11 protein-coding genes are annotated in these 12,949 nt (G+C 73.8%); 7 read left to right on the plus strand and 4 right to left on the minus strand.

Features of this window, described 5'->3' with window-relative positions; all coding sequences use genetic code 11:
- Positions 1 to 73: 73 nt before the first annotated feature.
- Entirely contained in the window at positions 74 to 1,459 is a 1,386-nt protein-coding gene (locus Sdi02f_RS14200) for an NsdA family TPR-like regulatory protein (protein ID WP_108933356.1), read from the minus strand.
- Between the two features lie 304 nt (positions 1,460 to 1,763).
- Between Sdi02f_RS14200 and Sdi02f_RS14205 the strand changes: the two genes are divergently transcribed.
- From Sdi02f_RS14205 to Sdi02f_RS14215, 3 genes are all read left to right on the plus strand, one after another.
- Positions 1,764 to 2,417 (plus strand): bifunctional DNA primase/polymerase, encoded by a 654-nt coding sequence (locus tag Sdi02f_RS14205; protein ID WP_031083539.1) that lies wholly within the window; start codon positions 1,764 to 1,766, stop codon positions 2,415 to 2,417.
- Positions 2,418 to 2,569: 152 nt separating this feature from the next.
- Positions 2,570 to 3,343 carry an ABC transporter ATP-binding protein gene (locus Sdi02f_RS14210; RefSeq protein ID WP_030399312.1) on the plus strand — a complete coding sequence of 258 codons (774 nt, stop codon included), beginning with the start codon at positions 2,570 to 2,572 and terminating at the stop codon, positions 3,341 to 3,343.
- Positions 3,340 to 4,980, plus strand: a complete 1,641-nt coding sequence (locus tag Sdi02f_RS14215; RefSeq protein WP_108933357.1) for a transporter — start codon at positions 3,340 to 3,342, stop codon at positions 4,978 to 4,980. The genes Sdi02f_RS14210 and Sdi02f_RS14215 overlap by 4 nt, the downstream gene beginning before the upstream one ends.
- A 30-nt stretch (positions 4,981 to 5,010) precedes the next feature.
- Here the strand turns inward: Sdi02f_RS14215 and Sdi02f_RS14220 are convergent, their stop codons facing one another.
- The gene (locus Sdi02f_RS14220; RefSeq protein WP_030399314.1) at positions 5,011 to 5,916 is read right to left on the minus strand and encodes an alpha/beta fold hydrolase; all 906 of its coding nucleotides are present in this window, start codon (positions 5,914 to 5,916) and stop codon (positions 5,011 to 5,013) included.
- 462 nt (positions 5,917 to 6,378) lie between these two features.
- Positions 6,379 to 7,071 (minus strand): iron-dependent transcriptional repressor DtxR, encoded by a 693-nt coding sequence (locus tag Sdi02f_RS14225; RefSeq protein ID WP_030399315.1) that lies wholly within the window; start codon positions 7,069 to 7,071, stop codon positions 6,379 to 6,381.
- Between the two features lie 222 nt (positions 7,072 to 7,293).
- Here Sdi02f_RS14225 and Sdi02f_RS14230 point away from each other — a divergent pair, with 222 nt between their 5' ends.
- The 3 genes from Sdi02f_RS14230 (at position 7,294) to Sdi02f_RS14240 (ending at position 10,565) form a co-directional block, all read left to right on the plus strand.
- Positions 7,294 to 8,049 (plus strand): SIS domain-containing protein, encoded by a 756-nt coding sequence (locus Sdi02f_RS14230; protein ID WP_108933358.1) that lies wholly within the window; start codon positions 7,294 to 7,296, stop codon positions 8,047 to 8,049.
- A 74-nt stretch (positions 8,050 to 8,123) separates the two neighbouring features.
- Positions 8,124 to 8,996 carry a GNAT family N-acetyltransferase gene (locus Sdi02f_RS14235; RefSeq protein WP_108933359.1) on the plus strand — a complete coding sequence of 291 codons (873 nt, stop codon included), beginning with the start codon at positions 8,124 to 8,126 and terminating at the stop codon, positions 8,994 to 8,996.
- A gap of 165 nt (positions 8,997 to 9,161) precedes the next feature.
- Entirely contained in the window at positions 9,162 to 10,565 is a 1,404-nt protein-coding gene (locus Sdi02f_RS14240) for a PAS domain-containing protein (protein ID WP_108933427.1), read from the plus strand.
- A gap of 324 nt (positions 10,566 to 10,889) precedes the next feature.
- Here the strand turns inward: Sdi02f_RS14240 and Sdi02f_RS14245 are convergent, their stop codons facing one another.
- Positions 10,890 to 11,990, minus strand: coding sequence for a citrate synthase 2 (locus Sdi02f_RS14245; protein ID WP_030399319.1), 1,101 nt, complete (start codon positions 11,988 to 11,990; stop codon positions 10,890 to 10,892).
- Positions 11,991 to 12,229: 239 nt separating this feature from the next.
- Between Sdi02f_RS14245 and pdxH the strand changes: the two genes are divergently transcribed.
- Positions 12,230 to 12,943, plus strand: coding sequence for a pyridoxamine 5'-phosphate oxidase (gene pdxH / locus Sdi02f_RS14250; protein WP_107087406.1), 714 nt, complete (start codon positions 12,230 to 12,232; stop codon positions 12,941 to 12,943).
- The last annotated feature ends 6 nt before the right edge of the window (positions 12,944 to 12,949 follow it).

A 12,949-nucleotide genomic window follows, 5' to 3' on the forward strand; every position in this document is an offset into this window, starting at 1 on the left:
CGGCACGCTGTTGATGTCTCCTTCCTCTCACCACGGCGCGGATTCACGCCAGTTCACCCACCCGCGCCCCCGCTCACGCGGCGGCCTGGAGGTCGAGCCGGGCACCGAACTCCCTGACCACGGCTTCTTCCCGGTACGGCTCGAGCCGGGCCTGGAAGTCGTCCAGGTACTCCGCGCCCCGGTTGGAACGCAGCGTCTCCAGGAGCTCCACGGCCTTCGTCGCCGTGTGGCAGGCCTGTTCGATCTCGCGCTGCTGCACCTGGGCCGTGGCCAACAGCACATGGCCGATGGCCCGCCTGCGCGCCCGTGACGCGGGGTGGCCGTCCAGGGACTGCCGCGCGTAGCGCGCCGCCGCGTCGGCCTGGCCGAGGTCCCGGTGGCAGTGCGCCAACTCGTCGGCCAGGTAGGCGTCGTCGAAGTGCGCGATCCACACCGGGTCGTCCCCGGAGGCCGGATCGGCCGACTCCATCGCCCCGACCGCCCGTCCGGCCGCCTCGTGGGCCGACCGCACGTCGCCGAGGAGCGCGTGGCCGCGGGCCTCGGCCGCGTGGAACATCGCCTCCGCGCGGGGTGTGACGCGCCCGCGTGCGCCCTCCTGCGCCGCCCGCGCCAACTGGGCGATCTCGCGCGGGTTCCCGAGCTGCGCGGCCAGGTGGCTCATGGAGGCGGCCAGCACGTACCCGCCGTAGCCGCGGTCCCCTGCCGCCTGCGCGAGCCGCAGGGACTGGATGTAGTACCGCTGGGCGAGGCCCGGCTGGCCGGTGTCCACGGCCATGTACCCGGCCAGCTCGGTCAGGCGCGCCACCGTGGCGAACAGCTCCCGTCCGACCGCCTCCCGGTAGGAACCGGCCAGCAGTCCGGAGACGACGCTGTTCAGGTAGTGCACGAGGACCGGGCGCACGTGCCCGCTGCCGTACTGGTGGTCGAGGTCCACCAGCGCCTGCGTCATCGCCTTGACGGCCGCCACGTCGGACTGGCCCACCCGCGGCCCCGCCGAACGGGACACCTGCGGGTCGGGGGCGGAAATCAGCCAGTCACGGCTGGGCTCAACGAGCGCGGAGGCGGCGACGGAGGACCCGGACAGGAAGTCCCGGCGCCCCACGTCGCTGCGCCACAGCTCGCAGACCTGCTCGATGGCCCCCAGTACCGTCGGCGAGAACTGGAGGCCGACGCCGGAGGCGAGGTTCTTGCCGTTGGCCATGCCGATCTCGTCGATCGTGACCGTGCGGCCGAGCTTGCGTCCGAGCGCCTCGGCGATGATCGCCGGTGCCCGGCCCCGCGGTTGCTGTCCGCGCAGCCAACGGGCCACGGAGGTCTTGTCGTACCGCAGGTCGAGTCCGTGCTCGACCCCGCACACGTTGACCCGGCGGGCGAGGCCCGCGTTCGAGCAGCCCGCTTCCTGAATGAGCGCCTGCAGTCGTTCGTTCGGCTGCCGCGCGACGAGCGGCCTTGCGGCCATGGCGTAACCCCCATGCGGTCTCTTGCGGTCTCGATGCCGTCCCGGCGGATTCTGCGGACGAATCGGATCCGGCCGTGAAGATCAATGCCCAGTCGATGTGCCGACAATGCGAGACGTGCGAAGCTTGCGAGGATTGTCGGGTAACGGCCGTTGCCGGCCCCAGTCCTGGCTACCCAGCTCCCGCACCGAATCCTCCTGCGCGCCCCCATATGTGCACCCATGCGCCCCGAACGCCGAGCCGATGCACCTCCCCCCGCGCGCGCCACCCCCGTAACCCCTGGTGGGCCCGGGAGTTGAGGGTGACGTGGAAGAGACCATCCCCGGCACCGAAGCCGCACAGATCCCGCAGCAGCGCGGCACCTCGCTGCTGGAGACCGCCGTTCGCTACGCCGAGGAGCGTCACTGGGACGTCCTTCCCGGCACCTGGCTGGTGCCCGTCGGCGGGACGCACCGCTGCTCCTGCGGTGACCCGGCGTGCCGCGCGCCCGGCGCGCACCCGGCGCGCGAGGACTGGGCGGCGCACGCGACGGGCAGCGCGACCGTCGCCCGGCGGATGTGGCAGAAGCAGCAGACGGCGTCGATCCTGCTGCCCACGGGGCGGACCTTCGACGCGGTCGACGTCCCCGAGACCGCCGGGTTCCTGGCGCTGGCCCGGATGCAGCGGATGGAGCTGACGCTGGGGCCGGTGACGCTGGCGCCGGACCGGCGGATGCGGTTCTTCGTGCTGCCCGGGGCGGGGGCGAAGGTGCCGGATCTCGTACGGCGGCTGGGCTGGGCGCCCCGGGCACTCGATCTGGCCGTGCTCGGGGAGGGGGCGTACGTGGTGGCGCCGCCCACGCGGTGCGGGACCTGGGGGGCGGTGCAGTGGGCCTGCCGGCCGACTGCGGCCAATCGGTGGCTGCCGGATGTGGAGGAGTTGATCTCGGCGTTGGTGTACGCGTGCGGCAGGGACCGTTAGGGGCGCCCATGCGTCCGCCGGGCCGCCGTGACGCGGCGGGTGCCGGCCGCGCGGCCGGTCGCGCCCACGCGGCCCGCCGCGGATCGGCACAGTCCCGCGCCTCTTGCCGGCGCTGCTCCCCCGTAGGGTCGAAGCCGACGGAGGGAGATGTGATGGGTGACAGCGCCGTGCGGGTTCAGGGGCTCTGGAAGCGGTTCGGGGAGCAGGTGGCCGTGGGCGGGGTCGATCTGGAGTTGCCGGCCGGGAAGTTCATCGGGCTCGTCGGACCCAACGGGGCCGGGAAGACCACCACGCTCTCCATGGTGACCGGGCTGCTGCGGCCGGACCGGGGGACGGTCGAGGTCGTCGGGCACGACGTGTGGCGGGATCCGGCCGAGGTGAAGGCCAGGATAGGCGTGCTGCCCGAGGGACTGCGGCTGTTCGAGCGGCTGTCGGGGCGCGAACTGCTCGGCTACACGGGCCGGTTGCGCGGGCTGCCCGGCGACGAGGTCGACAGGCGGGCCACGCAGTTGCTCGACGTGCTCGACCTCACGGGGGCCCAGCACAAGCTGGTCGTCGACTACTCGACCGGCATGCGCAAGAAGACCGGGCTCGCCGCGGCGCTGCTGCACAACCCCGAAGTGCTGTTCCTGGACGAGCCGTTCGAGGGCGTCGACCCCGTCTCCGCGCAGACCATCCGCGGGGTGCTGGAGCGCTACACCGCCTCCGGCGCCACCGTGGTCTTCTCCTCCCACGTCATGGAGCTGGTGGAGTCGCTGTGCGACTGGGTGGCCGTCATGGCGGCCGGCCGCATCCGCGCCACCGGCACGCTCGCCGAGGTGCGCGGCGGGGCGGCCTCGCTGCAGGAGGCGTTCCTCGAACTCGTCGGCGCGGGCGGCCGGGACGCCGGGTCCGGCCTGGACTGGCTGGGCGGCGGGTCCCGATGAGCGCGCCGACCGCACCGGACGTCTCGGTCCCGTCCCCGGCGGGCGGGGCCGTCCCGTCCCTCACCTCGATCTTCGTGCGGCTGAAGCTCTCGCTCCTGCGCAACGGGCTGCGCCAGTCCGGCGGGCGGCGGGCCGCCTACATCGGCTCGGCCGTCGTCGTCCTGCTCTTCGCCGCGCTCCAGCTCCTCGGCCTGATCGCACTGCGCGGGCACGCGCACGTCGACTCCCTGGTCGTCCTGCTGGCCGCGGTGCTGGCCCTCGGCTGGGCGGTGATGCCGCTGTTCTTCCCGGGCGGCGACGAGACCCTCGACCCGACCCGGCTGGTGATGCTGCCGCTGCGGCCCGGCCCCCTGGTGCGGGCCCTGCTCACGTCCTCGCTGGTCGGCATCGGACCGCTGTTCACGCTGTGCGTGTTCGCCGGTTCCGTGGTCGCGGTCGCGCACGGCGCGGCGGCGTACGCCGTCGGCGTCGTCGCAGTGGTCCTCGCGCTGCTGGTGTGCGTGACCCTGGCGCGGGCCGTCGCCGCCGCCAACGTGCGGCTGCTGACCAGCCGCAAGGGGCGCGATCTCGCGGTGCTCAGCGGGCTGGTCGTCGCCGTCGGCGCGCAGCTCGTCAACTTCGGCGCGCAGCGGCTGGGTTCCTCGGGGCTGGGCGAGCTGGATCCGGTGGCCGACGTGGTGCGCTGGGTGCCGCCCGCGTCGGCGGTCGGCGCGATGGACGCGGCGAGCGAGGGGTCGTACGGCGTCGCGGTGGCGCAACTGGCGCTGACGGCCGCGGCGCTGGTGCTGCTGCTGCGGGTGTGGGCACGGCATCTGACGCGGCTGATGACGGCGCCCGACGGCTCCACGCTGCACGGCGACAGCGGGGCGGTGCGCGAGCGCGGCTCGGCCGGGCCCGCGCGGTGGCTGCCGGCGGGCCGCACCGGCACCACCATGGAGCGCACCCTGCGCTATGTGTGGCGCGACCCGAAGACCAAGGCGGCGTGGGTGACCTCGCTGGCCATCGGCCTGATCGTGCCGGTGTTCAACGCCTGGCAGGGCACCGGCTCGGTCTACTTCGCCTGCTTCGCCGCCGGGATGCTCGGCATCCAGATGTACAACCAGTTCGGCCAGGACACGTCCGCGTTCTGGATGGTCGCCATGACCATCTCCTCGGCCAGGGACGCCTACGTCGAGCTGCGCGCCCGCGCGCTGGCGCTGCTGCTGATCACGCTGCCGTACGCCACCCTCGTGACGGTCCTGACCACCGCGATGCTCGACGACTGGCGGACCCTGCCCGAGGCGCTGGGCCTGTCCTACGCGCTGCTCGGGGCGATGCTGGCGACCGGCGCGTGGACCTCGGCGCGCTTCCCGTACTCCATCCCGCAGGAGGGGTACAAGAACGTCGCCCCCGGACAGGTCGGGCTGGCCTGGGTCTCGATCTTCGGCGGCATGATCGGCGCGGCCCTGCTGTGCGCGCCGGTGATCGCGGTGACGATCTGGGTGCACGTGAGCGCGGGCGCCGGGGACGCGGGCTGGGCACTGCTGCCGGCGGGCGCGGTGTACGGCGCGGCGCTGACGCTGCTCGGCCTGCGGCTGGCCGCACCGCGCACGGCAGGGCGGCTGCCGGAGATCCTCGCGGCGGTCAGCAAGGGGTGACCGGGGCCGCCGGCAGGCGTCAGGGAGCGGTCACGCGTCCCGGAGGGTGTCCAGGAAGGGCTCGATGGCCGCCCGCCACGCCTCCGGCTGGTCGTAGTGGACGAGGTGGCCGGCGTCGGCGACCTCCGCGTACTGCCCGTCCGGCAGGACGCGGACCATCTCCTGCGCCTCGGCGCGGCCCAGCTCGCCGTCGAGGCCGCGCACGACCAGGGTGGGGCAGCGCACCTGGGCCAGCTCCTCCCAGTGGGCGTCATAGACCCAGGTCTCGCGGGAGCGCAGCATCGTCTCGGGGTCGAAGACGGGGCGCCAGCCGTCCGGGGACTCGGCCATCACCTCGGCGTAGAACTCGCCGCGGGCCGGGTTCGGACGCTCCACCCACGGGTCGTCCTCGCCGAACCACTTGCGGACGTCGGCGAGGGTGGCGAAGGGGACCGGCCAGGCGCGGAACCACTCGGTCCAGGTGTGCTGGGAGGCCGCGCCGAGGGCCGAGGCCCGCATGTCGCAGATGATCAGCCCGCGGACCAGGTCGGGGCGTTTCGCGGCGAGCTGCCAGGCGGTCAGCGCGCCCATGGCGTGGCCGACGAGGACGGCCGGGCCGAGACGGAGCTGCTCCAGGGCGGCCTCGACGTCCCCCACGTAGGCCTCGCGGGTGTAGGCGGCCCGCGGGGGCTTGTCGCTGCGGCCGTGGCCGCGCTGGTCGAGGGCGACGGCACGGTGGCGGGCGGAGAGCCAGCGGGCCGTGGGCGCCCAGTGCGAGGCGCGGCCCATCAGTCCGTGCAGTAACAGCACGCCGGGCAGGTCGTGCGTCCGGTCGGCCCGGCCGGGCGGATCCGCCCGGCCGGCCGGGTCCGCCCGGTCGGTCTTGGGAGGGTCGCCGAACTCCCAGGCGGCCAGGCGTACGCCGCCCGCGCCGGTCACGTCGATGCGCCGCGCCATTGGTCCTGGCACCCCCCAAGCTCCGCTCGGACCCGCCCGCCCTCGCGGACCGGCCGGTCCTGTGAACCGTGTCCTGCCTGCCGTGCAGAGTACCGAGATTATCGAATAACCATTCGAAAAAACCCTCTCGCCGAACAACACCGCTCATTCGAGTGACACCGGTCAGGGATTGATCGCCGTCGCCCAGGGGAGATCTTCAACGGGAGGCGGACCGCTCGGGGAAAACGGTCCGACGGGATTGACCTTGAGAGCTCGGGGCTCCAGGTCAGTACAGGGGAGGACAGGCCCCGGCGCCGCACGGCGCCGGGGCCCTCTCCGTCTCTCCGGCACGCCTCCCCCTCTCCGGCCCGGGTGACATCGCTGTCGGCCGCGGCCAAGAGCCCGCACGTCGTCATGCCACAGCCTCGCACGGGAATCGCCCGGCCGCTGCGGATCGGCGTACTGCGGCCCGGCCCCGCGCGGTCAGCGCTTGGCGACGAACACGTGCGAGGCGGTCTCCGCCTCCAGCTCGGCGGCCTCCCCGCTGCTGCCCACCAGCACACCGCCGGCCGACTCGGTCACGCTCACCACCGAACCGGGCTGCACGCCCGCCCGGCGCAGCGTGTACATGAGCTGCGCGTCCGTCTGGATGGGCTCGCCGATCCGGCGCACGACGACCGTCTTGCCCTCGGCACCCGGGTCGAGGTCGGCGAGGGACACCATGCCCTCGTCCAGGAAGGGATCGGCCCCGTCCGTCTCGCCCAGCTCCTCCAGGCCCGGGATCGGGTTGCCGTACGGCGACTCGGTCGGGTGCCGCAGCAGCTCCAGGACGCGGCGCTCCACCGCCTCGCTCATCACGTGCTCCCAGCGGCACGCCTCCGCGTGCACCTGCTCCCACTCCAGGCCGATCACGTCGACGAGCAGACACTCCGCGAGCCGGTGCTTGCGCATCACGCGCGTCGCCAGCCGCCTGCCCTCGTCGGTCAGCTCGAGGTGCCGGTCGGCCGCCACGGACACCAGGCCGTCGCGCTCCATCCGCGCCACCGTCTGGCTGACCGTCGGGCCGCTCTGGTCGAGCCGCTCGGCGATCCGGGCGCGCATCGGGACCACACCTTCCTCCTCCAGCTCGAGGATGGTGCGGAGGTACATCTCCGTGGTGTCAATCAGTCCGGACATACGTGCCCCTCGATGAGATTGCCGGAGGCTGCGGCCCACCGGCGCGTGCGCTGGCCCTGTCACCAATTCTGACGCATACCACCGACAACCGTGCCTCGCCGCGGAAAGCCGGGCCCGACCGCCCCCGCGCGGACCCCGGCGCTCGCGTTGACGCCGTATTGACACCGCGCTGGTCCAGACCGCACCGTGATCCGCGACGCAGCCACTCCGAAGGGGTCCCGCATGAGCGACCGCAAGCCGGCCGGACAGTTCCTCGACGCGGCGATCGACCTCCTGCGACGCGTCCGCGACGAGGAGGCGGACGGCATCGAGGCGGCCGGCACGCTGCTCGCCGACACCGTGCAGGGCGGGGGCCGGCTCTTCGCCTTCGGCGCCGGGCACTCCTCCCTCGCCGCCCAGGACGTCGTGTACCGCGCCGGCGGTCTCGCGCTGATGAACCTGCTCGCCGTACCCGGCGTCGTCGGCGTGGACGTCATGCCGGCCACGCTCGGCTCCGCCCTGGAACGCGTCGACGGCCTCGCGAGCGCCGTCCTGGACTCCTCCCCGCTCCGCGCGGGCGACGCCCTGGTGATCATCTCCCTGTCCGGGCGCAACGCCCTGCCCGTGGAGATGGCCATGAACGCCCGCGCGCTCGGCGTCCGGGTCATCGGCGTGACCTCGGTGGCGTACGCCGCCGAGACGACGTCGCGGCACGCCTCCGGCACGTTCCTCAAGGACCACTGCGACATCGTGCTGGACTCCAAGATCGCCGTCGGCGACGCGGAACTCACCCTGGACACCGTCCCCGCCCCCTTCGCCCCCGCCTCCACGGTCGTCACCAGCGCCCTCGTGCAGGCCATGACCGCCACGGCGGCCGCCGCCCTCGCCGACCGCGGCATCGAACCCCCGCTGCTCCGCTCGGGCAACGTGGACGGCGGCCACGAGTGGAACGGCCGCGTGCTGGACCAGTACGGCGACCGCATCTTCTACCGCCGCTGACCGGCCCACGGCCACGCCTCTCGGGGCGCCCATGGCATTGATCGTCTCCTCGCGGCTCGCCTACGGTCTCGTCCATGACGGAACGACAGGGGGGACCGCAGGTGAGGCGGGCGATCGTCAGTGGGTCGGCCTTCGAGGAGCGGATCGGGTACGCCCGGGCCGTCGTCGACGGGGACAGGGTGCACGTGTCGGGGACGACCGGGTTCGACTACGCGTCGATGACGATCTCCGGGGACGTGGTGGAGCAGGCCGAGCAGTGCCTGCGCAACATCGGGGCCGCGCTGGCCGAGGCGGGGTGCACCTTCGCCGACGTGGTGCGGGTGCGCTACCTGCTGCCCGCGCGGGAGGACTTCGAACCGTGCCGGCCCGTGCTGCGGCGGACGTTCGCACGGGTGCGGCCGGCCGCGACGATGACGGTGTGCGGGCTCGCGGACGAACGGATGCGCATCGAGATCGAGGTGGACGCGCGGCGGGGGACGGTCGCGGCCGGTCCCGGCTCGGCGCTGCGGATCGAGCCGGTGGAGGGGGACGCCATGGTGGAGGAGTGGCGGCACGTGCACAACGTGATCGTGCCGCCGGCCGCCATGACCCTCGCCGAGGCCCGGGAACGCACCGGGCGCAACCGGCTGGCCAACGCCTACCTCGATGACGTGCTCGTCGGCTGTTCCACCCTGCGGCCGCCCGGCGGCGAGGAGCGGGTGGCGACCGTGATAGCCCGGGTGCTGCCGGCGTACCGGGGCCGTGGGATCGGTACGGCGCTGTACGAGGCGGGGCTGGGGCACGCGCGCGAGCTGGGCGCCGGGGCGGTGGAGACCGTGGTGCTGGCGGCGAACGCCGAGGGGCTGCGGTTCGCCGGGGCGCGCGGGTTCGTGGAGAAGGAGCGGTACGTGCTCGACGGCGAGCGCGACGAGTGGGTCGACCTGAGGCTCGCCGCCACTCCGGCGTGATCCTTCGTGCCCCGTCATGACGGAGGCGTATGCCGTGTTTCCGCAGTACAACGATTTCCGCGAACTTGCGGGAACTCGACGTGTGCTGCATCACGTTCGAGTTGAATGAAGGCCAGTGAGCGAACCGACGTACCGAACGGCGGACGCAGCCTGCAGGGGGTCCAGGTGAGTGCTTCCCGGCGTAGTGGGACCACCGACGAGCTGGGGCCGGACGAGCCGGAGCAGCCCGAGCGGGACGGCGCGGACCTGTTGGCCGCGCTCCTCGACGGCATGGACGCGGCCCTGTGCGCCTTCGACGCGCACGGGGTCGTGACGCACTGGAACCGCGAGGCGGAGCGGATCCTGGGCTGGAGCGCGGCCGAGGCCGTGGGACGGCAGGGCTTCGCCGGATGGGCCGTGCGCAGCGCGGACGCCGGGGAGGTGGAGGACCGGCTCCTGTCCGCGATGCGGGCACCGGGGCGCCAGGTGCACGAGTTCGCGCTGCTGACCAAGGACGGCGGCCGGGTGCTGGTGCGCACCCAGTCCGCGGCGGTCCGCGGCCCCGACGGGCGGCCCGCCGGGGTGTACTGCGCGTTCAGCGAGGTGCACGCGCAGATCGACCTGGAGCGGTCCATCGCGCTGAGCGAGGCCCTGCTGGAGGACGCGAGCTGGGGCGTGGTCCTGGTGGACGCCGATCTGCGGCCGGCCGTGGTCAACGCACACGCGGCGCGGGCGCTGGGCGCCGGGCGCACGGCCGTGCTGGGACGACCGCTCGGTGACCTGCTCTCCCAGGGCGTGGAGGAGCTGGAGAACGCGCTGACGCACGTCCTCGCCGAGGGCGCGCCGCCCGCACCGGCCGAGGTGTGGGTGAGCCTGCGCACGCCGGAGGGCGAGCGGCGCCGGTGCTGGCGCAGCGGATTCGTGCGGCTGGCCTCGCCGCTCGCGGAGGAGCCGGTGCCGCTGGGCGTCGGCTGGCTGTTCCAGGACGTCACGGAGTCGAAGCAGGGCGAGCAGGAGGCGGCGCTGCTGCGCTTCCGGGCCAACCAGCTGCACCGGGCGGCGCGTGCCGCCGCCGAGTGCGAGGACCCGGCGGAGGCCGCGATCGTCCATCTGGACTTCGCGCTGGCGGGGTTCGCCGACCACGCCCTCATCGACCGGGTCGTCGGCGGCGCGGAGGCGGACACCGACGCGGCCGAGCCGGTGCGGCTGGTGCGGGTCGCGGCCACACCGTCCGGAGCGCCGGGACCGAGCGTGCCGTCCGGAGCGTCGGGGATGCCGGTGCGCTACGGCGAGGGGCACCCCGCCGTCCAGTGCGTCGAGCGGGCGGGCTCCGTGCGGGCCAGCGCCGGGGTGCGGACGGTGCCCGAGGAGCAGGTGCGGCAGTGGGCGGCGGCCCGGCAGTGGCCCGCGGACACGGTGCACGGCCTGTGCGCGGTGCTGCGCAGCCGCGGCCGGACCCTGGGCGTCGTCACCTTCCTGCGGGGCGCGGGCCGCAGCGCGTTCGAGCGCCCGGACGCGATGTACGCCGAGGACGTGGCGGTCCGCATCGCGACGGCACTGGACCTGGCCGGCGCGGTCGAGCGGGGCTAGCCGGACCAACGCGGCAGCACGGCACGTGTGGCGAGCCCCTGCGCTCCGCCTCTGGAAAAAGAGGTTGATCGGGGGCCGACGCGTTCCTAATGTGGGCACCACACCGAAAGGAGGTGATCCGGCGAATGTATGACAACCGGACGCGTGAGGTGGCTGCGGGCTAGCGGCCCGGCACCACACGGAGTGCGGCGCCGGACCAGCGCGTGACAGACGCGTGCAGCCGGCCCAATCCCAAGCAGTCACCCGACCCGCGAGTCGCCGGTACGTCCGGCCGGCTCCTCCACGGAGGAACCAGACTCGCGGGTCGCCTGCGTTCCCGGGGCCTCAGCCCGCGATGTCGGCGTAGCCCTCGATCTCGCGCGGGTCGCGGGTGCCCGGGCCCACGTAGCGGGCGGAGGGGCGGACCAGGCGGCCGGTGCGCTTCTGTTCCAGGATGTGGGCGGACCAGCCGGCCGTGCGGGCGCAGGTGAACATCGAGGTGAACATGGGGGCCGGGACCTCGGCGAAGTCCAGCATGATGGCGGCCCAGAACTCGACGTTGGTGGCCAGGACCCGGTCGGGGCGGCGGGCGTGGAGTTCGGCGAGGGCGGCCTTCTCCAGGGCCTCGGCGACCTCGTAGCGCGGGGCGCCCAGTTCACGGGCGGTGCGGCGCAGGACGCGGGCGCGGGGGTCCTCGGCGCGGTAGACGCGGTGGCCGAAGCCCATGAGGCGTTCGCCCGCGTCGAGCGTCTTCTTGACGTAGGCCTCGGCGTCGCCGGTGCGCTCGATCTCCTCGATCATGTGCAGGACGCGCGAGGGGGCACCGCCGTGCAGCGGGCCGGACATGGCGCCCACGGCCCCGGAGAGGGCGGCGGCCACGTCCGCGCCGGTGGAGGCGATGACGCGGGCGGTGAAGGTGGAGGCGTTCATGCCGTGCTCGGCGGCGGAGGTCCAGTAGGCGTCGACGGCGGCGACGTGCTTGGGGTCGGGTTCGCCGCGCCAGCGGATCATGAAGCGTTCGACCACCGACTGGGCCTTGTCGATCTCGCGCTGCGGAACCATGGGCAGGCTCTGGCCGCGCGCCGACTGGGCGACGTAGGACAGCGCCATGACGGCGGCGCGGGCGAGGTCGTCGCGGGCCTGGGCGGCGTCGATGTCCAGGAGGGGTTTGAGGCCCCAGGCGGGCGCGAGCATGGCGAGGGCGGACTGGACGTCGACCCTGATGTCGCCGGAGTGGACGGGGATGGGGAAGGGCTCGGCGGGCGGCAGGCCGGGGTTGAAGGCCCCGTCGACGAGCAGTCCCCAGACGTTGCCGAAGGAGACGTGGCCGACCAGGTCCTCGATGTCGACGCCGCGGTAGCGCAGGGCGCCGCCCTCCTTGTCGGGTTCGGCGATCTCCGTCTCGAAGGCGACGACTCCCTCTAGCCCGGGTACGAAGTCGGACATCAGGCGGCTCCTCGTGATCAGTGGTCTGCGGTGACCTGGGCGGAGGCGGTGCGGCGCCTCCATGGATCCACGGTCGGTGTTCGACTCGCGGTCCCGGCGGTCACCCCTGTGATGCCCCGCGCGGCCGTCGCTCATCCGGCCGGAGCGGGACCAAGAACCATAACCCCGCGTGCCGCCCTTGGGGAGAGGGTGCGGCACCGGGTGCCACCCCGGCCGAGGGGCGGGGCGGATGCGGCAGGATGGGCGACGTGACCGATCGCGAAGCCGATTCCGCCGTATCCGCCGTGCCCGCCGCCGCCCCAGTCCCCTTCGATCTCGCCTCGATGCGCAAGCAGTACCGCGCCGAGGGACTGTCCGAGACCGAGCTGGCGGCGACGCCCGTCGAGCAGTTCGCGCGCTGGTTCAAGCAGGCGGCGACGGAGGGCGGGCTGTTCGAACCGAACGCCATGGTGGTCTCCACGGCCGACGCCGAGGGGCGGCCCAGCTCCCGCACGGTGCTGCTGAAGCACTTCGACGGGCAGGGGTTCGTCTTCTACACCAACTACGACTCCCGCAAGGCGCGCGAGCTGGAGGCGAACCCGTACGTCTCGCTGCTCTTCCCCTGGCATCCGATGGCCCGGCAGGTGGTGGTCACGGGCGTGGCGCGCCGCACCGGGCGGGACGAGACCGCCGCGTACTTCCGGACCCGGCCGCACGGCTCCCAGCTCGGCGCCTGGGCGAGCGTCCAGTCCTCGGTGGTGGCGGACCGGCGTGCCCTGGACGCGGCGTACGCGGAGCTGGCGGCGCGCTATCCGGAGGGCGAGCAGGTGCCGGTGCCGCCGCACTGGGGCGGGTTCCGGGTGGTGCCGGAGGCGGTGGAGTTCTGGCAGGGCCGCGAGAACCGGCTGCACGACCGGCTGCGGTACGTGGCGGAGGGCGGCGGGGGGTGGCGGGTGGAGCGGCTGAGTCCGTGAGCCGCC

This window comes from Streptomyces ardesiacus (genome assembly GCF_003112575.1).
Taxonomy (GTDB): Bacteria; Actinomycetota; Actinomycetes; order Streptomycetales; family Streptomycetaceae; genus Streptomyces; species Streptomyces ardesiacus.